Below are 21594 nucleotides of genomic sequence, written 5' to 3'. Positions count from 1 at the left end.
GATTATGCAAACAATTAAAATGACTTCTAAAGAATACCCTTTAGCTACCAAGGTACCAGATATTATAAATACACCTACAGGAAGAAGATTAAATGAAATAACATTAGAAAGTGTCATTCAAGGTGAAATAAAGCCGGAAGATATAAGAATATCTAAAGAAACATTAGAAATGCAGGCACAAATAGCGGAACAAATGAATAGACACGCGGTAGCAAGAAACTTTAGAAGAGCAGGTGAACTTATAAATGTTCCAGATACAAGAGTGCTTGAAATGTATAATGCATTAAGACCATATAGATCTACGAAAGAAGAATTATTAGCTATAGCAGATGAACTTGAAAATGAATATGATGCTAAAGTAAATGCAGAATTTGTAAGAGAAGCATCTCGAGTTTACGAAGAGAGAAAAAAATTAAGAGTAGAGTAATAAAAGGATGTAACTGATATGAAAATAATAGCAGGTGTAGATATTGGAAATGCTACTACAGAAGTAGCACTTGCAAAAGTATATGATAATAAAACAGAGTTTATTTCAAGTGGTATAGCTCCAACAAGTGGTATAAAAGGTACTAAAGATAATATAGATGGAGTTATTGCATCCTTAAAAAGAGCACTTATAAGTGCTAATTTACAAATGAGTGATTTAGATTTAGTAAGAATAAATGAAGCAGCACCAGTTATAGGTGATGTTGCTATGGAGACTATAACGGAAACTATAATAACTGAATCAACTATGATAGGCCATAATCCATCTACACCTGGTGGACAAGGTCTTGGAATTGGAAAAACAATAAATATAAAAGACTTAGATTTGCTAAATGGTGATGATTTAGAGGAAAGTTATATTCCTTTAATTTTAAAAGAAATGAACTTTTTAGAAGCATCTCTTAGAATAAATCATGCAGTTGAAAATGGAATTAATATAACTGGTGCAATAGTTCAAAACGATGATGCTGTGTTAATAAATAATAGACTTAATAAAAGTATACCTATAGTTGATGAGGTAACTTTATTGGATAAGGTCCCTTTAAATATGCTATGTGCAGTAGAAGTTTCAGCACCTGGAAATGTTATAGATACACTTTCAAATCCTTATGGTATAGCAACTGTATTTAATTTAACTCCAGAAGAAACTAAGATTATAGTACCAATATCTAGAGCTTTAATAGGAAATAGATCAGCAGTAGTTATAAAAACTCCTAATGGTGATGTAAAAGAGAAAAAAATACCTGCTGGAAAAATGACTATAGAAGGCGAAAGAAGAAAAGAAGTTGTTGACGTAGAGCAAGGTGCAAATAAGATAATGAATGCCATAAACTTAAGCCTACCGATTACAGATATAAAGGGCGAATCGGGGACTAATGTAGGTGGAATGATTGAAAGGGTAAGGCAAGTAATGAGTGGACTTACTAATCAAAAAATATCAGACATAAAAATTCAGGACTTATTAGCAGTTGACACTTTTACTCCACAAAAAGTAAAGGGTGGATTAGCAAAAGAATTTTCTATGGAAAATGCTGTTGGAATAGCTGTAATGGTCAAAGCAGATAAGCTTCAAATGCAAATGATAGCGGAAGAATTAGAAAACATATTAGGTATAAAAGTAGAAGTTGGAGGAGTAGAAGCTGATGTTGCAATAAAAGGAGCATTAACAACTCCAGGAACCAGTGCTCCACTTGCAATACTTGATATGGGAGCAGGATCTACAGATGCGTCTATAATAAATAAGCAAGGTGAAGTTAAATCTATACACCTAGCTGGTGCAGGAAATATGGTGACTATGCTTATAAAATCTGAGCTTGGAATTGAAGATTTTTATCTTGCAGAAGATATAAAAAAATATTCTATTGCTAAGGTAGAATCATTGTTTAACATAAGATATGAAGATGGCACTGTAGAATTTTTTGAAAAGCCCCTAGACCCATCTATATTTGCAAAAGTTGTAATTATAAAAAATGGTGAATTAATACCTATAGATGGACAAAACTCAGTAGAAAAAATAAAGAGTGTAAGAAGAAAAGCAAAAGAAAAAGTATTTGTTACTAACTGTTTAAGAGCCTTAAGTATAGTTTCCCCTACAGGTAACATAAGGGATATAGAGTTTGTTGTTTTAGTTGGTGGATCATCTTTAGATTTTGAAATTCCACAATTTATAACAGATTCGCTATCTCATTATGGAATTGTTGCTGGTAAAGGGAACATAAGAGGTACAGAAGGACCTAGAAATGCAGTAGCAACAGGACTTATATTAGCTTCTAAATAAGGAGTTTACTATGATTATAAAAAGTTATGATTTAGATACACCAAGTATTTATGTAATTCATTGTAACGATATAGGACTAGAAAATTTTAAGGAAATTTTATGGGGAATAGAAGAAGAATGCATTCCATATAAAGTGGAAAATAGTGAAATTGAAATATCTGAATGTCTAAGTCATGAGGCATCTTTAAAGTCTAAATTAGGAATAGGCATAGGAATAAGTAGTGAAAAAATAACTTTAACGACTAGTAAATTAGATGAGAATAGTCCATTAATAACTATAGATATTAATGATGATTATGATGAGTTAAGATGTTTAGGTTCTAATGGTGCTAGATTGGTGAAGGGTATAGAACTAAAAAATTTAGGGGGATAAAAAATGAAAAAACTAAATGAATTTAAAGAATTAAGTTTAGATGTAGTTAAAGTAATGGCTAAAGCTGCTGAAGAAAAAGCATTAGAAATAAATGTTCCTGTAGTAATTGCAGCCGTTGATAAAGGTGCAAATCTTATGCTAATGCATAGAATGGAAGATGCATTCGTGACAAGTATAGATATAGCAATAAACAAAGCATTTACATCAGCTTGTTTGAGGCAAGGTTCACATGAGATAACAGATGCTATTCAACCGGGAGCATCTTTATATGGACTTCAACTTACAAATAACGCAAGAATCGTTCCATTTGGTGGAGGTTTACCAGTAGTAGTAGATGGTGTAGTTGTTGGTGCGATAGGCGTAAGTGGAGGAACAGTAAATGAAGATATGTTAATAGCTCAAGCTGCTGTTGATGCTTTTTATAAATAAAAAATATAAAACAATAATATAACAATTTGGAGGAGTATAAAATGAGTAGAATGTATGATTATTTAGTACCTAGTGTAAACTTTATGGGGCCAGGATGTTTAAAAGTTATTGGTGAAAGGGCTAAGATGTTAGGTGGAAAGAAGGTTTTAATAGTTACAGATAAATTCTTAAGAAACCAAGAAGGTGGAGCTGTTGAACAAACAATAAAATATTTAACAGAAGCAGGAATTGAAGTAGCTATATATGATGGAACAGAACCAAATCCAAAAGATACTAATGTAGCTGATGGTTTAAAAATATTCAAAGAAGAAAAATGCGATATGATAATTACAGTAGGTGGAGGTTCTCCGCATGATTGTGGTAAGGGGATAGGTATAGCTGCAACTCACAAAGGAGATTTATATGACTACGCAGGTATAGAAACTCTAACAAATGCATTACCACCAATAATAGCAGTAAACACGACAGCAGGAACTGCAAGTGAAGTAACTAGACACTGTGTTATAACTAATACAAAAACAAAAGTTAAATATGTTATAGTTAGTTGGAGAAACTTACCATTAGTATCTTTTAATGACCCAGAGCTAATGGTTGGAAAACCGGCAGGACTTACTGCAGCTACAGGAATGGATGCATTAACTCATGCAGTAGAAGCTTACGTTTCTAAAGATGCAAACCCTGTAACAGATGCATCTGCAATACAATCTATAAAATTAATAGCTAACAATTTAAGACAAGCTGTTGCTATGGGAGATAATATAGAAGCTAGAACAAATATGGCATATGCTTCATTATTAGCTGGTATGGCATTTAATAATGGTAACTTAGGTTATGTTCATGCTATGGCTCACCAATTAGGTGGATTATACGATATGCCACATGGTGTTGCGAATGCAATGTTATTACCTCATGTTTGTAAATACAATGTAATATCTAACCCACAAAAATTTGCTGATATAGCTGAGTTTATGGGCGAAAATATAGATGGATTATCAGTTCATGAGGCAGCAGAAAAGGCTATAGATGCAATGTTTAGATTATCTAATGATATAGGTATACCAACATCATTAAAAGAAATGGGTATAAAAGAAGAAGATTTTGAATATATGGCTGAAATGGCACTTAAGGATGGAAATGCTTTCAGTAATCCAAGAAAAGGTAATGAAGAAGATATAATAAATATCTTTAAAGCAGCATATTAATATACTCATTAAGAAATGACAGGGGAATTTTATGTAAAATTACAAATATAAAGATTATAGAAGCAAAGTAAAAAATGAACTCCTATGGAGTTCATTTTTATTTGGAAAAATTAAGTGAATATAAAATACGTTTTTGTATTTCAAAAGTATAATTTATGACAATATGTTTGAAAAACTTTCATTTTGGTATGACTATATTGTAAAAATTTTATAATATAATTTATAAGGAGTACTAAAAGATGAAACATTTATTTACAGAAAAAGTTGTACCTATAGAGTCTGACAACAAAGCTATAAAAATAGACTACGATAAGTGTATAAAATGTGGTCTATGTAAGCGCGTATGTGAAAGAGAAATAGGTGTTGCCAATTTCTTTGATTTAGAGAAAACTAATGATATAGCAATATGTATAAACTGTGCACAATGTGCTCAAGCTTGTCCAGTTGGAGCTATAACTCAAGTTGAAGATATACATAGAGTTAAAGAGGCAGTAGAAGATAAAGATAAGATAGTAATATTTAACACAGCACCAGCAGTTCGTGTTGCATTAGGTGAAGAATTTAAGATGGAAGCTGGAAGTTATGTTGAAGACAAGATGGTTCAAGCCCTTAGAGAACTAGGTGGAGACTATGTATTTGACGTTACATTTGGAGCTGACATGACTATTATGGAAGAAGCAAACGAGCTTGTAAAAAGAATAGTTGAAAAAAATGAAAATATACCACAATTCACAAGTTGCTGTCCAGGATGGGTTACATTTGTAGAAACTTTCTATCCTGAGTTATTAGACAACTTATCTACTGCTAAGAGCCCAATTTCTATGCAGGGAGCAACTATAAAAACATATTTTGCTAAAAAAGCAAACATTAATCCAAGTAAAATTGTAAATGTTACAATTACGCCATGTACAGCTAAAAAGTTTGAAATAGATAGACCAGAGATGAATGACTCAGCTAAATTTAACAATATAGAAGGTCTAAGAGACAATGATATTATAATAACTACTAAAGAACTAGCTAAATGGATTAAAGAAGAAGGAATTGACTTTGAAAATCTAGAAGGATCTAAGTTTGATAGTATGTTAGGTTTAGGTAGTGGTGCTGGAGTTATATTTGGTAATAGTGGTGGTGTTACAGAAGCTGCTGTTAGAACTGCATATCATTCAATAACAGGTGAAGATCCTACTGGGGAACTTTTAAGCTTTGAGCCAGTAAGGGGGCTAGATGGAGTAAAAGAAGCATCGATAACTATAAAGGATGTTAACTTAAAATTAGCTGTAGTACAAGGAACTGCTCATGCAAGAAAATTAATTGAAAAGATAAAAAATAAAGACGTTGATTATGATTTTGTTGAGGTAATGGCCTGTAAAGGTGGTTGTATAGGTGGCGGTGGTCAACCTAAAACTACAAAAGTGATAAATGATAAAATAAGACTTAGCCGTATAGATGGATTATACGAAAAAGATGAAGAGTTAAATATAAAGTGTAGTTATCAAAATCCAGATATAATAGCAGTATACAATGAATTTTATCAAGAGCCATTATCACACCTAGCACATGAGCTTTTACATACATCATATGAATCAAAACAACATATGCTAGGCCTTGATAATTATGAAGAGATACCTTCAACAGATGAAATTATATAATTTGTAAATGCTAAGATTTTTTAGTAGGCTGTCTTAAATACATATATTTTTAGGACAGCTTATTTATATTAAATTATAAAAAAATAAAAAATGTTAAAAATTTTATGAATTCTAAATATTATAAATTACAAAAAGTTATGAGATATACACTTAAGTAAAGAAAATATTATTATTAAATAGAGGTGACAAAGTGGATATTAAAGCTATAATACAAAAGTTATATGATACTAATGATGCATCAAGAGAAGAATTACTGTATTTATTAGATAATATAGATGATGATAGTAAGAAATTTCTTATAGATAAAGCTTACAAAACAAGATATAAATATTTTAAAAATACAGTATTTATTAGAGGTCTAATAGAAATTAGTAGCTATTGTAAAAAAGACTGTTTATACTGTGGGCTTAGAAGAAGTAATAAGAATGCTGAAAGATATAGATTAGATACTGAGGATATAATAGAGTGTGCAAAAAGAGGAGATAAGCTGGGATATAAGACTATAGTTTTACAAGGTGGAGAAGATGCTTTTTACACTGATGAAAAAATGATAGAAATTATAAAAGTTATTAAAAAAGAACTTCCAACTAGTGCACTAACTTTATCTATTGGGGAAAGAAGTTATGATTCTTATAAAAAGTTATATGAAGCTGGAGCAGATAGATTTTTACTTAGACATGAAAGTGCAACTAAGAGCTTATATGAATCTATTCATAATAATGAATCATTTGAAGAAAGAAGAAGATGTTTAAGAGATTTAAAGGAAATAGGATTCCAAGCAGGTGCAGGATTTATGGTAGGATTACCTAATCAAACTAATGAAGATTTAGTAAATGACTTAAGATTTGTAAAAGAATTAGAGCCCGCTATGTGTGGTATAGGTCCATTTATTCCTCATAAATATACACCTCTTAGAGATTGTAGTGCAGGTACTACAGAAAAGACTGTAATATTACTTGCAATAACAAGATTATTACTACCAAAGGTGCTTTTACCTGCAACTACAGCACTTGCAAGTATTGATAGTAATGGAAGAAATGAAGGTTTAAGAGCTGGAGCAAATGTTATAATGCCAAATTTATCCCCAATGAGCGTTAGAAAAAAGTATTCTTTATATAATAACAAAGCATTTATATTAGATGAAGATGCGGAGTATAGAAATAGTATAGAAGAAAAACTAAAGGAAGCGGGATTTGAACTTGTTGTTTCAAGAGGGGATAATCCAGATTTTGTATAGTTTTGTAGCTTTGATAAATGAAGTTAATTTTAATATAAAAGGAGAAGAGTAATGTTCATAGATAATAATTTTATATACAAAATATTAGAAGAAACAAAAAGTCCAAGTAATAAAGAAATTAAAGAAGTTTTAGAAAAAGCTAAAAAAAGACATGGATTATCATATAAAGATATAGCTATATTACTTCAAGCTGAAGATGAAAATGATTTAAAGGAAATATATAAATTAGCTGGAGAAATAAAAAGAGATATATATGGAAAAAGAATAGTGGTATTTGCGCCACTTTATGTGAGCGATTATTGCGTAAATAACTGTGTATACTGTGGTTATAGAAGAGATAATAAGTTTACAAGAAGAAAGTTAACTATGGAAGAAGTTGCAGAAGAAGTTAGAATTCTAGAGCAAATGGGGCATAAAAGATTAGCATTAGAACTTGGTGAAGATCCAGTAAATACACCTATAGATTATGCTTTAGAATGTTTAGATACAATATATAAAACTCAAAATGCAAATGGAGAAATAAGAAGAGTTAATGTAAATATAGCGGCTACTACTATTGAAAACTATAAAAAACTGAATGAAAAAGGAATTGGTACATATATACTATTCCAAGAAACATATCATGAAGATTCTTATAATAAGATGCATCCCAAATCTCTAAAAGGAAATTATGAATATCATTTAACTGCCTTTGATAGAGCTATGGAAGCTGGAATAGATGATGTTGGAGCGGGTGTACTGTTTGGACTAGCTGATCCTAGATTTGAAGTATTAGGACTTATGATGCACAATGCTCACTTAGAAGAAAAGTATGGAGTAGGATTCCATACTATATCAGTGCCAAGACTACAACCTGCTAAGGGAGTTACACTTGAAAACTACCCATATTTATTGGATGATAAAATGTTTAAAAAAGTAGTAGCAATACTAAGAATTGCAGTTCCGTTTACAGGTCTTATACTTTCAACAAGAGAAACACCAGAGATGAGAAGAGAATTACTTAAGTATGGAGTAAGTCAAATATCTGCAGGATCATCTACAGGTGTTGGTGGATATAAGCAAAGAGAAAATGGAGAAGAAGTAAAACAATTTAAAACTAACGATGAAAGAAGTCCAATAGAAATATTAAAGGAATTATTAGATGATGGATATATACCAAGTTACTGTACCGCATGTTATAGAAAAGGAAGGACTGGAGATAGATTTATGTCTCTTGCGAAATCAGGGAATATAAAATATGTTTGTGAGCCTAATGCAATCATGACCCTTCTTGAGTTTACTTTAGACTATGGAGATAAAGAACTATATGATAAAGCTCAAAAACTTATAGATACTGAGGTAGAAAATATACAAAGAGAAGATATCAAGAATTTGACTAAAGTAAGTTTAGAAAAAATGAAAAATGGTGAAAGAGACTTCTATTTATAGGAGTTATAGGAGGTAAGTATGAATATTACTCCAAATTCAAATAGAAAACATATTGGAATATATGGAAATACAAATAGTGGAAAATCATCTCTTATGAATAATATTTTAGGACAAGATATATCTCTTGTATCCAGTGTAGAGGGAACTACTACTGATCCTGTACAAAAGGCTATGGAACTTATACCATATGGTCCTGTTTTATTTATTGATACAGCAGGTCTTGAAGATAAAACTGAACTTGGAGCTATAAGAGTTAAAAAAAGTTATGAGTTTTTAAAAAGACTAGATTTTGCTTTATATATATTTGATGCAGCAAATCCTGACCTAGATACTTATAAAACTTGGAAAAGAGAAGCAGCTAGATACAATGTAGATCATTCTATAGTTATAAATAAAATAGATACTATAAGCAAAGAAGAAATAGATAACTTAGTTAAAAACTTTAATGAATATATTCTTGTTTCAGCTAAGGATAAATGTGGAATTGATAATCTAAAAAGTAAAATAATAAAGCACTTACAAGATGGAGAAGAAGAAAAAACTATTGTTGGTGACTTATTAGAATATGGTTCGAAGGTAGTTCTAGTAGTTCCAATCGATAGTGAAGCACCAAAGGGAAGGATAATTCTCCCACAGGTACAAGTTATAAGGGATTGTTTAGACCATGGTATAAAGACTTATATTGTAAGAGATACTGAACTTGAAGAAGCATTAAGTGAATTAAAAGATATAGATTTAGTTATAACTGATTCTCAAGTATTTAAGGAAGTTGATAGTATAATACCTAAAAATATAAAGCTTACAAGTTTTTCAATATTATTTGCTAGACAAAAGGGTGATTTTAATGAGTTTTTAGAAGGAACAAAGAAACTTGATACTTTAAAACCAAATGATAAGATATTAATCTGTGAAAGTTGCACACACAATGTGTCACATGAAGATATAGGTAGAGTAAAGATACCTAATATGTTAAGAAAGATAGTAGGTGGAGACTTAAATATTGATTATACGATTGGATATGATTTTAAAGAAGACATTGAAGATTATGATTTAGTAATTCATTGTGGTGCATGTATGGTAAATAGAAAAAGTGTACTAAATAAAATAAGTAAATGCAAAGAACGAAATGTGCCTATAACTAATTACGGAATGGTAATAGCATATTTTACAGGAATATTAGATAGATCGGTGGAGATATTTAAATAATTTAAAATTATTAAAATATAAAGTCTTAACTAAAAGGAGCTACTTAAAAATAGAGAGTAGCTTCTTTTTTTTAGAGGATAATAATAAGTATTATAGAAACTAATATATAATTAGGGGTGGGGATATTGATATATAAGTCGGGAAAGAATGGATATTACAAATCTTATGAGTATGCAAAGACTATATTAAGTAAAATGAAAAAGATAACAGCTTTTAAGGCTTTTAGTAATGAAGAACATGACTATTATGATGTAATAGATAATAATAAAAATTATTATAATTTGATTTTGTTTGATGAGGCTTCTAATGAATATTGGTTTGATAATAATTGTGGGTGTAAAGGAATGGGAAGTGTTTATAGTGAGAAGATTCTAAGATTAGTAGGAATTAGAGAAAATTATAACTTAGATTCAGAAAAAGAAATATATAAATTTAACTTATGTCCCAATAACCAGTTAAACCTTTTAGTTGTTGAGATTGATTTACTAAATAGGATTAATAAGTACTTTATAAATTCTTTAATAAGCATAGATTTTGAAACTGCTTATATAAGATATAAGGCTTTAGATAATTTACAAAAATTTGGTACTATAAGGTCTATTGATAATGCTGTAGGCGAAGATTTATATGTAAAGTATTTCAATAATTATAATTGTATGGAAAATGTTTGCGAAAATGACGGTATTAATAATATATTATTTTTAGACAGATATTTAAATAAAGATGTTAAGTCAAATATAGGAAGTAATATAAAAAAATTATTAGAATTAGAAAGAAAAATATATATAAAAGAAATTAAAAAAACAGAATATGAGATATATAGTTATTAATTTTAATTACATATTTAATTGTGGATGTTATTATCGTAATTAGTTCCTACTATTGATATAAAAGTTATACTTACAACTGAGACTTTAAAATTATCTATGAAAGGTTGCATAGGAAACTAATGAAATGTGGATAAATATGAGTGAAAATAAAAAAGATATGAATCAGAAGAAAATATAAATAAGATGAATAAAACAAGTAAAAATATATTTTTATATAAAAATATGATTTTAATATATACAATGTGAAATTAATATGTTAAATTGTATAAGTATTCAGCGAGAAATGACAAAGTTCGATTAAATTCAATAGGAAATGACTTAATAAAACGACATTTAAGATTTGACATATAAATTTAAACCTCCAAAAAAGACTGTATCGGTACAGTCTTTTTTTATTTGTAAACAATTATCTATCTAATAAATGGTGATTATTTAAATTAGTAAGTTGTAAAAATAATTTTAATTACTAGTAATTGAGATGAGGATGCATAACTTTATTTTCATATTAAATTTTAAATGCTTATACATTAATGTTTAAGAGCCTTATTAACTATTACAGAAAACCAACATAAAGATACACCTAAAATAGTATGACCAAGTCCTGAAATATGATTAAACATAGCAAAATCACTATTGTTAACTTGTAATATACCTCGAAATACTAATGTAGCAATAAAATAAATAAAACCGATATTATATGTTATAAGCCATGATTTAAAACTTTTTATACTTGATATATTAAAGTTTTTTTCTAATAACAATACAATTATAAAGAATATAAATCCAAGCATTAAAACATGAGTATGTGTCGTGCTTAGGGTAGTTATTCCGGTGAAGTTATTTATTTTTGTATATTCTCTATAAAATACTCCTAAAGCTAATCCTAATATTAAATAAAATGTTGATATTTTAAAATATTTTTGCATGTCATACCTCCAAATATTGAATAATAATATTTATACCTAAAAAATTTTAACTTAAACTAATCATATATTTATAGATATAAAAAATAAAAAAGGAAAGAATTGACATAAAATGTCTGATATGATAAAATTCTTTTTAAATTTAATAGGCAAACTTATGGAAACGTAGGGACGCAAAGCTATAGGGACTAAGGTTTTTAAACTATGTCAGCCAGTTGCCAAAGAGTACATTATACTTTTTGTTTTAAGATTTAATAGTTAATATTACAGCATGTGTTTGCATGAAAAATATTAAATTATAATAAGTCTGTATTAAGTTGCTCTTTTTGAGCAACTTTTTTTATTACAATTTAAAATATGTAAATTTAATGTACTTCTGAGGGCGATTAATCAGGAGGGAGAAATGAAAAAGAAATTAGCATCAATATTAGCTATATCTATAATAGCTACAAATACTACGCCTACAATTAATGTTTTTGCAGATGAGATTGTAAGAAACAAGGCAACAAGTATAGAAAAAGAAGTAAACAAAAATATGACGGTGGAGACTTTCAAAATAAAGAATTATGAAAACTTCGCTAGATATAATGATTCTTACAAGGTAAATATAAAATCTATAACGAACAATGGGGGTAAGTACAATCAAAGTATTATAACTAATGCTATAGATGGTAAACTAGAAACTCACTGGGAAACAGGAAGAGAAAATAAAGCTGACTTTAAAAATGAGGTAGAATTTGAATTTGAAAACATTGAAAAAATAAACCGATTAGCTTATGCTACTAGACAAGATGGAGCAAGACCTAAGGGATATCCGAAGGTTGCACAAATATTAGTTACAGATTCTGATGAATCAGAATATACGTTAGTAGGTGAAGTTGCAAGTAATAGGGTAACCGGAGACATGGTTGAATTTAAATTTGATACAGTAGAAGCTAAGAAAGTTAAATTTATATTCTCTGATGCTCATGATGGTTGGGCAAGTGCTTCTGAGTTTTGGTTTTATAAAGAAGATAAAATTTTAGATAAAATGGAAAACATTTTTACAAATGACGATATGAATGAAGTTAATCCAGAGTTTACTAATTTAGAATCTCTTAAATCTTTAGAGAAAGAAGCTAAAAATCATCCATTCTATACAAACTTCAAGGAAGATATATATAATGCTATAACCATATTAGAAGGTGAAAAATTAGAAAGTACTTTAGCTAAAGTATCTAAATTAACTGCATATGGTACAGAATATCAAGATGATTATAATGAAAAATTTATGATACCAACAAGTAAAATAACAAAAGTAGAAGCTAATGGGGGAATATATCCAGGAACTAAATATGAATATATGTTTGATGGAGATCCTAATACACATTGGGAAACTAACAAAAGCAATAGCATGGATTTTACAAATGAAATAACACTAACTTTAGATGAAGCGCAAATTATAGATAGATTAGCTTATAAAGCAAGAAGTTCAAATAATAAGGGGTTCCCTACAAAATTTGAAATACAAGTTTCAGAAACATCTAAAGGAGAAACATTCCAGACAATAGCAACTGGAGAAGCTAAGGTAACAAGTGATATGGTTGAATTTAAGTTTGCTCCTACTAAAGCTAAAAGGGTTAAATTAGTATTTAATGAATGTAACACTGGTAGAGCCTTTGCTTCAGAAATTAGATTATACAAGAAAGATGAATTAAGTGAAAAGTACTCTACATTATTTACAAATGACAAGAAAAATGAAATTAGTAGTGAGTTTAATTCTATAGATAAACTAGAAAATTTTGCTAAGGAATTAGAACAACATCCTTTATATAATTTATATAAAGAAGGTATAAATGATGCTAGATTAATACTTGAAAATAAGAAGGTTACATATGTAGATGCAAGAGTATCAAAATTTAAAGCCTTTGGTTCACCAGAGTTAGCAGAGTATGACAAAGCTTATAAAATAGATAATAGTCGTATAGTAAATATAACTACTAACGGAGGTCACTATTCTAATGAAGTAATAGCAAGAGCAATAGATGGTAATATTGAAACTTCTTGGCATTCAAGTAAAACAAATAATGAAAACCACATTAATGAAGTTACAATGACATTAGATCAACTAGAAACTATAGATAAGATAGTTTACACTTCACCTAGAGCTAGAGGATTTGCAGAAGAATTTGACATATATGTATCTAAAACTTTAGAAGGTGAAACTTTCGAGAAGGTTACAAGTGGTAGATCAAGTAGAACAAATGATTCAGTTTCTATAAAGTTTAATCCAACAGAAGCTAGAAGAGTTAAATTTTTATATACTAAAGCTTATGAAAATTTTGCACTAGCTTATGAGTTCGGTTTATACAAACAAGATCCAATTATAGATAAAATGGATAACTTATTTATAGATGAAACTATGAGCAAAGTAAGTGAAGAATTTGCTAATATAGAAGCTTTAAATAGATTAGAAGATGAAGTTAAAGTACATCCATTCTACGAAGACTTTAGAGAAGATATAGAAAATGCTAAAGCCTTAGTTGAACAAGGTGAAATTGAAGCAACTGTAAGTAAAACTAAAAAGTTCAACCATTATAACAACAAAGAGTATATGGAACAGTACGCTATAAAGAGAGAAAACATAAAGAAAATATCTAACAACGGTGGACAATGGTCTACTATGAAAATAGATAATGCAATAGATGGTGATTTAGATACATATTGGGAAACTAATACGTCTAATAAAGAAGATTGGAAAAATGAAGTTACTGTAGAGTTTATAAATCCAATAACTATAGATAAATTAGTTTATGGTGCGAGAAAATCTGACAGAAAAGGTTTTTTAGAGGAATTTGAAATTTATGCTTCTACTACAACTAAAGGAGATAACTTTAAATTAGTATCTACTGCAAAATCAGATAAAACTACTGGTTTAGTTGAAGCAAAATTTGAGCCTACTAAATTCCAAAGATTAAGAATAAAAGTAACTAAAGGAGATCAAAACTGGGCTACTTTAAATGAATTAATTTTCTTAAAAGAAGATTCCATAGCAGATAAAGTTTATAACATGTTTATAAATGATTTAATGAATGAATTAGTTGATGACTATGACACAATAGAAGAAATAGAAAGTTTAGAGAGAGAAGTTAGTACACATTCATTAAAAGAAGAATTGATGGAATATATAAAAAGAGCTAAAGAGATAGTTAAAAATCCTGAACAAGCTAAAGAATATGTGTACGAATTAGAATCTAGAGGGGACTCTATAAAAGAATCTCAAAAAAGACAAATGTGGAATTTCCAAGACTGGCAACCAACAGGTTTAGCTGTTAAATCAGGTCAACAAATAACTGTTTATGTAGATTCAGAACCAGGAACACCTACTCCAAGATTAGTGTTTAAGCAAATGGATTCTCAACATAATGGTAATGTTAATTTAAACTTATCTCCTGGTAAGAATGTTATAACAATACCGGAACTTGATTCTAATGAGTTAAGACCAAATGTAGCCAAAGCCGGTGTATTATACACTGTTAATCCTTATACAAAAGATCAACAAATAAGGAATCCTAAGATAAAAATAGAAGGTGCTTTCGAATATCCTGCTTTTGTATTAGGACAAGATGATGATGAAGTTATAATGAAAGAACTAGAAAAATATACTGATAAGTTAAAAGAAGATCCTACATTGCCAGATGTATTTGAAGTATTTAGTAAAAAGAACTTAGTAAATACTAGAGCTACATATGCCCTAGATTGGTATAAAAAGAATAATTTACTTCCTAGTTATACTGCAAATAAAGTAGATGAAATATTAGCGGAATCAATGAAATTCTGGGGATTTGATGGTTCTAATGAAGTAAACTCTGACTATAATTATAGATATGTATCTATGTTAAAGTGGTTAGATAACGGTGGATTTATGAATGCAGGAAATGGTATAACAGGTTACAACCAAAATGAACAAGGAGCAGTTTTAGGATATAACACTGGTTGGGGATTAATGCACGAATTAGGACATAACATGGATACTGCAAAAATGAGTGTAGTAGAAGTTACTAACAATATGCTACCGTTACACTTTGAAGTATTAGAAGGGAAGGTAAGTAGATTTACACAACAAAATAAATACAAAAATAACATATTCCCTAAAGTAACCAAGGCAGATTATTCAGAGAATATTTGGTATCCAGAAAATGATTATACTAATTTACAGCATATAGCTCCATTATGGCAATTACAGTTATATGATGAAACATTCTGGCCTAGATTACAACAGGAGTTTAGAGAGAATCCTTCATTAGGTGGAGGCAACTGGGATAATAAACATCAAGCTTGGGCAGTTGCTGCATCTAATGTAATGCAAATGGATTTAACTGAACATTTCGCTAGACATGGTTTTAGTGTAACTAAAGAAACAGAAGAACATATGAAGCAATATCCAAAGCTAGCTGGAAAAATATGGTATATGAATGATAACAAATACTTAAAAGATGGTGAAACATTTAATGAAGACTTTGACTTAAAATTACATACAAAAATAAATAAAGAAAATATAACTTTAACTATGGAGCTAGATAAAGAAAATAATAAAAGTCTTTTAGGGTATGAAATATATAGAGATGGAAAATTAATAGGATTTACTAATACAGAAACTTATGTAGATAAAGAAGCTAATATAGGAACTAATCATAATTATGAAGTTGTTGCTTTTAGTAATGACTTAAATGTTGCAGAAGGTGTAACTGTTAAATCACATCAACCTAAGTTAGATGTTCAAAAGGATATAGTTATAGAACTTAATAAAGATTTTAATGCTCTAGATTATGTAGAAGCCTTTGATTACGAAGGTAACAAACTTAATAATATAACGGTAGAGCATAATGTGGATACATCTAGAAAAGGTGAATATGAAGTAACTTATAAAATAACTCAAGATGGTGCTACTTTAACTGACACTACTACAGTAACAGTAGTAAGTGATTTTACTTACTTAACTGATTTAAAACACGAAGATGTTAAGGTTGGTTGGGGATCTCCTAAATTCAATAAGGATATATATGGTAGAGTAAATGGAATATCTAAAAAATTCCAAAAAGGTATAGGACTTCATGCAAATGGTTATGTAGTATATAACTTAGGTGAACATAATTATGATACTTTAGATATTAAACTGGGTACAGACTCTAGTAAAGCAGACAGTAGAACAACTTTAGACTTTAAGATAATAGGTGATGGAAAAGTTTTAGCAAAAACGGACATAAAGAGATATACTGATGATTTAGAGCATATTAAATTAAATATATCAGATGTTAAGGAACTTAGAATAGAAGTGAGTATAGCAGGCGATAGTGATGCTAATGATCATGGCATAATAGTTGAACCTAAGTTAATAGGAAATAACTCTAAACCAGTGATAAATATAGATGAATCTCAATCAATAAAAGTAGGAGATACTTTAGAGAATGTAATAGGCAATATTGAAGCCACGGATAAAGAAGACGGAAACTTAACTAAAAACGTTAAGATAAGTGGACAAGATAAAGTTAACACGAATAGAGTAGGTATATATCCTATAACATATACAGTAGAAGATTCAGATGGAAATATTACAGTAGCTACTAGAAATATAAAAGTAGTTAATATGGATGATTTCACTTATCTAAGTGATTATAATTGGAAAAGTCAATCTAATAACTATACACAAGCTAAAAAAGATGTAGCTATAAGTGGTAGAAAGTTAACACTTACAGGTGAAAATAACGAAGCAGTTGAGTATGAGAAAGGTCTAGGAATGCATTCAACAAGTACAGTTATATATGACTTAACTGATAAAAATGCAGACATATTTAGTACTTATATAGGTGTAGATAGAGCAATGTATAATTCCGTAGGACAAGTACAGTTTGAAATATATGTTGATGGTAAGTTAGCTTATGATAGTGGCATAATCAGAGCTAAAGATAAGCAAAAATATATAGAAGTAAATTTAGCAGATGCTAAAGAATTAAAGTTAGTAGTTAAAGATGGCGGTAATGGAAATGGTTCAGACCATGCAACTTTTGGTGACGCTAAATTACACTTTGTAAATACATCAAGAGTAGATAAAACTGAATTAACTAATTTAGTAAATGATGCTAAAAATTTAAATGAAGATAATTATTTAGAAGAATCTTTTAATGCAATGCAAATAGTTTTAGTTAAAGCAGAGCGAGTTTTAGAAGATAATAGTGCAAGTCAAGAGGATGTAGATAATGTATCATCAGAACTAAAAGAATCTATTAAAGAATTAACAGAAATAAACTTAGATGAGGTTGTAAATATACCAGATAAGTATTTAGCTAAATTTTTATCTAATGCTTTAGGTAAGTCTGAAGGATTTACTGTTGGTGATATGAGAAGCTTGACGGAATTAAGTTTAAGTGGTGTTACTAACTTAGAAGGTTTACAATATGCTAATAATTTAGTAAGTATAGAATCAGAGTATAATGAGATTAAAGATCTTAGACCATTAGCAAAGTTAAAGAATTTAGAAAAAGCTAATTTTAAAAATCAATTTGTGTCAGTTGGTGAATTAAGTGTAGTTGATGGAAGTGTTACAGTTAATACAGAAGCTTACAACAGAGCAGGAAAGAATGTAGCTACAAAAGTTGTATTAGTAGACCGTAATGGTAATGTGTTAAAAGAAGAAGCTGTCAATAATGCTGCAGAAATTAGCTTAGATGTTTCTAGTTTAGAAAGAGGAATATATGGAGTTCATGTTTCATATGAAGATGATGAAATAAGTGGTATATTAATGAATATAGCTACAATTAAATAAATTTTTATATAAGAGAGAGTGCTTTAAGAAATGAGGCATCCTCTCTTTTTATATTTACGTATACTTATTTTATAAATATGTAGTTAAAATAATAAGGCTAATTTTAAGTAGGTAGTATTTTTATTTTAATTACTAGTACAACTGATGATAATTTAATTCATCAAATGCATATAATAAGCGTAAATAAACTGTATCATACAAAGAGGTAGTTAAAAATACTTAATTACAAAAATAATATATTCCTTGGATATACTTGAATTTTAGATAAAGACATACACATTTAAAAAAAAGCTGTATAATGATTTGTGATTACTAATACACAATTTGAACTATCATAAAGGAGCTAGGTTATGTCAATTTCAATAGAATATTTATATAAAGATATTAAAAAACATGACGTGAAGTTAATAGCAGGGGAAAGGGGCCTAAATAATAAGGTAAGATGGACACATATAGTCGAAAGTGAGGAAATAGCAAGTTTTCTTCAGGGAGAAGAGATTGTATTTACGACAGGAGTAAGTATAAATAATGATACAACATTATTAAATATAATAAAAATAACAAAAAATCAAAATGCTAGTGGAATAGTTGTAAATACAGGTAAATATATTAAGGAAATAAGTAAAGAAGTTATTGATTATTGTAATGAAAATAACTATCCTTTATTTGTTATGCCTTGGAATATAAGAATTCCTGACGTTATGAGGGATTTGACTATAACAATACTAGAATCAGAAAGGACTTATGCAGAAATTTCAAATGCAATTAAAGATGCTATATTTCTACCAACTCATGAGGAGTTATATATACAAACTTTGGAAAAAGTTGGATTTAAATGTGACTGGGATTATATTGTATCAATAATAGAGTTAGAAGCTAATGATGATACTATAAAGAATATTCCCAATCATGCAGAAAGAGTAAAGTCATATATAGAAGATAAATTAAGCTATATAAGAAATAACTATTTTACTGTTAATGTTGGGAAATCTGTAATTATAGTATTTTACAATAAGACTGATTTAGAAGTAGATAAGATATTAAAAAAACTGTATGTATTGATGGATAAAGATTATAAAATGTTAAAGTTTTATGTTGGAATAGGAAAGCATACGAATAATTTAAAAAATTTATATAGAGGATATGAAGAAGCTAAGAATGTAGCTAAAATAAATAGGTTAATTAGAAATAATAATGTACATATACGATATAGTGAAGTTGCAATTTATAGACTTTTATTAGGTATGGATAATAAAGACATAATAAAAGAATTTCATGATGAAACGATAGGAGATTTAGAAGTATATGATAAAGTCAATAATACTGACTATGTAGAATTGTTAATAAGTTATTTTGAAAATAATTGTAAGATAAATGAAACAGCTAAAAGCTTATATTTACATAGAAATACTGTAAATTATAAAATAAATAAAATAGAAGAAATTTTAGATTTAAATTTAGATGATATAGGTGATAAAAGTAAAATATATTTATCTTTAATGATACGATACTTATTATAGTTATAAAATATTAAACTTATATTAAATTGAAAAAAATTACAATTGTTTAAGTGCATAAACTTTACTGTGTAAAGTAACATTGAAGACAATCTTAAATAGTGGCATTATAAATGATGTTAAAAAAATATACAAGGAGGTTCTTCATGAGCAGTCAAGCACTTATAAATAATAAAAATATAAGTAATAAAAAGAAATTTTTCATGGTATTCATATGTATGTTTATGCAAGCTATTCCATTTGGTATAGCACAAAATATTCAACCATTATTTATACCTTATGTAATTAAACAATTTGGATTCTCTTTAGCAGGGTTTTCACTTATATTTACTTTTGGAGCTATAGCTTCAGCAGCATTTTCTCCATTTTTAGGGAAACTATTTGGAAAAGTAAATATAAAAATTCTATTTTTAGTAGGATCGACATTATCAGCAGTTGGATTTATAGGATTTGGTTTTTCTAATAATCTAGCTCAATTTTATGCATTCTCAGCTATACAACAAGTTGGATGTGTATTATTCTCAGGTCTTGGGGTTCCATATGTAATAAATAATTGGTTCCCTAAAGAAGGTAGAGGTAAAGCTTTAGGGATAGCATTTTCTGGTGGATCTATAGGTAATGTATTTTTACAACAAATAACTTCTCAAATGTTATCATCAAAAGGGGCAACTTATAGTTATATCTTCTTTGGTATAGTAGCATTAGCATGTAGTTTACCAATAGTACTTTTATTTATAAGATTACCTAAAGTAGGTGAGGTAGAAGTTGTAGATAATAATGTTATAGAAGAAAATGAAACTAAAGGGTTTGAAGGTCTTGGAGCTAAAGCAGCTAGACAAAATAAATATTTCTGGTTATTCTCTGTTGGATATGCAATAATAGCAATTTCTATATCAGCATTAAGTACACAATATGCAACATATTTTACAGGAGAATTAGGATTAAGTGCAACACTGGTTGGTACTTTAGGTTCAGTATTTGCTTTATTCTGTTTAATAGGAAATGTTGTAGGTGGAGCTTTATTTGATAAAATAGGTACATTAAAAACAATGACCATATCTATGATACTTGAATCTGTTGCTGTAATTGCATTATTAGTTTCAGCCAAAATACATGGGTTAGCATTTTTCTTTTCAATAGCATACGGACTTAATGTTTATTCATACATGTCTGCTCCAGCATTTATGGCTACAGATGTATTTGGTAAAAAAGAGTCTAGTGTAATTCTAGGAACTATAAGTTTATTATTTGCACTTGGATTTGCATTTGGATCTACATTATTTGGTATGGTAGTTGATAATTTTGGATTTAATACTGCATGGATATTAATGCTTGCATGTATATTTGTTGGATATGCTTTATTACTTACTTCAATAAAGAAAGTAAAAGATCAAAATGCACAAATAGAAGCTAATATGTAATTATATAAATATTAAATAGTATATAAAAAACTGTCTCATATTTTATTTGAGGCAGTTTTTTTATATATTATTTAGTATTTTTAATATATCATTCTATTAAATTAAATAGTATAGCTATTGTAAATTTTATATAGTTTATGAATCAGTATACATATAAGCCTTATATATACAGTATATAGATGAATTTAAGGAAGTTTTAGGAATATAAAAATTATTGACAATATTAGGATAACGTTTTACAATTTAGATGAATGATAAGTAAAACGGTTTAATAGTTAAAATAAAACCTACTTAAATGGTATTTTATATTATAT

At 28.7% G+C, this 21594-nt stretch carries 14 protein-coding genes and 1 riboswitch; of the genes, 13 read left to right on the top strand and 1 reads right to left on the bottom strand.

The annotated features are described in order from the left end of the window. Positions 1-4 precede the first annotated feature (4 nt). The 10 genes from I2A66_RS05990 (at position 5) to I2A66_RS05945 (ending at position 10617) form a co-directional block, all read left to right on the top strand. A complete protein-coding gene (locus I2A66_RS05990; RefSeq protein WP_122639074.1) occupies positions 5-427 on the top strand; it encodes a diol dehydratase small subunit in 423 nt (140 codons plus the stop codon). Positions 428-445: 18 nt separating this feature from the next. Further along, on the top strand, positions 446-2263 hold the full coding sequence (locus tag I2A66_RS05985; RefSeq protein WP_195251207.1) for a diol dehydratase reactivase subunit alpha: 1818 nt from the start codon (positions 446-448) through the stop codon (positions 2261-2263). A 10-nt stretch (positions 2264-2273) separates the two neighbouring features. Further along, positions 2274-2636: a glycerol dehydratase reactivase beta/small subunit family protein gene (locus tag I2A66_RS05980; protein WP_122639076.1), complete on the top strand. Its 363-nt coding sequence runs from the start codon at positions 2274-2276 to the stop codon at positions 2634-2636. Positions 2637-2639: 3 nt separating this feature from the next. Beyond that, positions 2640-3065 carry a GlcG/HbpS family heme-binding protein gene (locus tag I2A66_RS05975; RefSeq protein WP_122639077.1) on the top strand — a complete coding sequence of 142 codons (426 nt, stop codon included), beginning with the start codon at positions 2640-2642 and terminating at the stop codon, positions 3063-3065. Between the two features lie 41 nt (positions 3066-3106). Next, positions 3107-4267, top strand: coding sequence for an iron-containing alcohol dehydrogenase (locus I2A66_RS05970; protein WP_122639078.1), 1161 nt, complete (start codon positions 3107-3109; stop codon positions 4265-4267). A 239-nt stretch (positions 4268-4506) separates the two neighbouring features. Further along, positions 4507-5916 carry a [FeFe] hydrogenase, group A gene (locus I2A66_RS05965; protein WP_122639079.1) on the top strand — a complete coding sequence of 470 codons (1410 nt, stop codon included), beginning with the start codon at positions 4507-4509 and terminating at the stop codon, positions 5914-5916. 190 nt (positions 5917-6106) lie between these two features. Beyond that, the gene (hydE, locus tag I2A66_RS05960; protein ID WP_330615450.1) at positions 6107-7153 is read left to right on the top strand and encodes a [FeFe] hydrogenase H-cluster radical SAM maturase HydE; all 1047 of its coding nucleotides are present in this window, start codon (positions 6107-6109) and stop codon (positions 7151-7153) included. A 51-nt stretch (positions 7154-7204) separates the two neighbouring features. Then, positions 7205-8581: a [FeFe] hydrogenase H-cluster radical SAM maturase HydG gene (gene hydG / locus I2A66_RS05955; RefSeq protein WP_147516206.1), complete on the top strand. Its 1377-nt coding sequence runs from the start codon at positions 7205-7207 to the stop codon at positions 8579-8581. A gap of 18 nt (positions 8582-8599) precedes the next feature. Next, complete coding sequence (hydF, locus tag I2A66_RS05950; protein ID WP_122639081.1) at positions 8600-9787, top strand: [FeFe] hydrogenase H-cluster maturation GTPase HydF; 1188 nt, start codon at positions 8600-8602, stop codon at positions 9785-9787. A gap of 125 nt (positions 9788-9912) precedes the next feature. Beyond that, complete coding sequence (locus I2A66_RS05945) at positions 9913-10617, top strand: hypothetical protein (protein ID WP_122639082.1); 705 nt, start codon at positions 9913-9915, stop codon at positions 10615-10617. Between the two features lie 527 nt (positions 10618-11144). Here I2A66_RS05945 and I2A66_RS05940 read toward each other — a convergent pair. Then, positions 11145-11543 (bottom strand): DUF2871 domain-containing protein, encoded by a 399-nt coding sequence (locus I2A66_RS05940; protein WP_122639083.1) that lies wholly within the window; start codon positions 11541-11543, stop codon positions 11145-11147. A gap of 135 nt (positions 11544-11678) precedes the next feature. Further along, positions 11679-11763: riboswitch (cyclic di-GMP riboswitch) on the top strand. 180 nt (positions 11764-11943) lie between these two features. Here I2A66_RS05940 and I2A66_RS05935 point away from each other — a divergent pair. The 3 genes from I2A66_RS05935 to I2A66_RS05925 all read left to right on the top strand — a co-directional run bounded on the left by I2A66_RS05935 (position 11944) and on the right by I2A66_RS05925 (position 21280). After that, positions 11944-18342, top strand: a complete 6399-nt coding sequence (locus tag I2A66_RS05935) for an NPCBM/NEW2 domain-containing protein (protein ID WP_195251205.1) — start codon at positions 11944-11946, stop codon at positions 18340-18342. Positions 18343-18692: 350 nt separating this feature from the next. After that, positions 18693-19862, top strand: coding sequence for a PucR family transcriptional regulator (locus I2A66_RS05930; protein WP_147516208.1), 1170 nt, complete (start codon positions 18693-18695; stop codon positions 19860-19862). 143 nt (positions 19863-20005) lie between these two features. Then, positions 20006-21280 carry a conjugated bile salt MFS transporter gene (locus tag I2A66_RS05925; RefSeq protein WP_122639086.1) on the top strand — a complete coding sequence of 425 codons (1275 nt, stop codon included), beginning with the start codon at positions 20006-20008 and terminating at the stop codon, positions 21278-21280. Positions 21281-21594 lie beyond the last annotated feature (314 nt).

The organism is Romboutsia sp. 1001713B170207_170306_H8, from assembly GCF_015550495.1.
In the GTDB taxonomy this organism is placed as follows: domain Bacteria; phylum Bacillota; class Clostridia; order Peptostreptococcales; family Peptostreptococcaceae; genus Romboutsia_E.
This window is presented reverse-complemented; position numbering and strand designations above follow the sequence as displayed.

Excerpts from the sequence above, each read along its gene's own strand:
- I2A66_RS05990 (WP_122639074.1), top strand. The coding sequence starts at position 5 with ATGCAAACAATTAAAATGACTTCTAAAGAATACCCTTTAGCTACCAAG.
- I2A66_RS05985 (WP_195251207.1), top strand. The coding sequence starts at position 446 with ATGAAAATAATAGCAGGTGTAGATATTGGAAATGCTACTACAGAAGTA.
- I2A66_RS05980 (WP_122639076.1), top strand. The coding sequence starts at position 2,274 with ATGATTATAAAAAGTTATGATTTAGATACACCAAGTATTTATGTAATT.
- I2A66_RS05975 (WP_122639077.1), top strand. The coding sequence starts at position 2,640 with ATGAAAAAACTAAATGAATTTAAAGAATTAAGTTTAGATGTAGTTAAA.
- I2A66_RS05970 (WP_122639078.1), top strand. The coding sequence starts at position 3,107 with ATGAGTAGAATGTATGATTATTTAGTACCTAGTGTAAACTTTATGGGG.
- I2A66_RS05965 (WP_122639079.1), top strand. The coding sequence starts at position 4,507 with ATGAAACATTTATTTACAGAAAAAGTTGTACCTATAGAGTCTGACAAC.
- hydG (WP_147516206.1), top strand. The coding sequence starts at position 7,205 with ATGTTCATAGATAATAATTTTATATACAAAATATTAGAAGAAACAAAA.
- hydF (WP_122639081.1), top strand. The coding sequence starts at position 8,600 with ATGAATATTACTCCAAATTCAAATAGAAAACATATTGGAATATATGGA.
- I2A66_RS05940 (WP_122639083.1), bottom strand. The coding sequence starts at position 11,543 with ATGCAAAAATATTTTAAAATATCAACATTTTATTTAATATTAGGATTA.
- I2A66_RS05935 (WP_195251205.1), top strand. The coding sequence starts at position 11,944 with ATGAAAAAGAAATTAGCATCAATATTAGCTATATCTATAATAGCTACA.
- I2A66_RS05930 (WP_147516208.1), top strand. The coding sequence starts at position 18,693 with ATGTCAATTTCAATAGAATATTTATATAAAGATATTAAAAAACATGAC.
- I2A66_RS05925 (WP_122639086.1), top strand. The coding sequence starts at position 20,006 with ATGAGCAGTCAAGCACTTATAAATAATAAAAATATAAGTAATAAAAAG.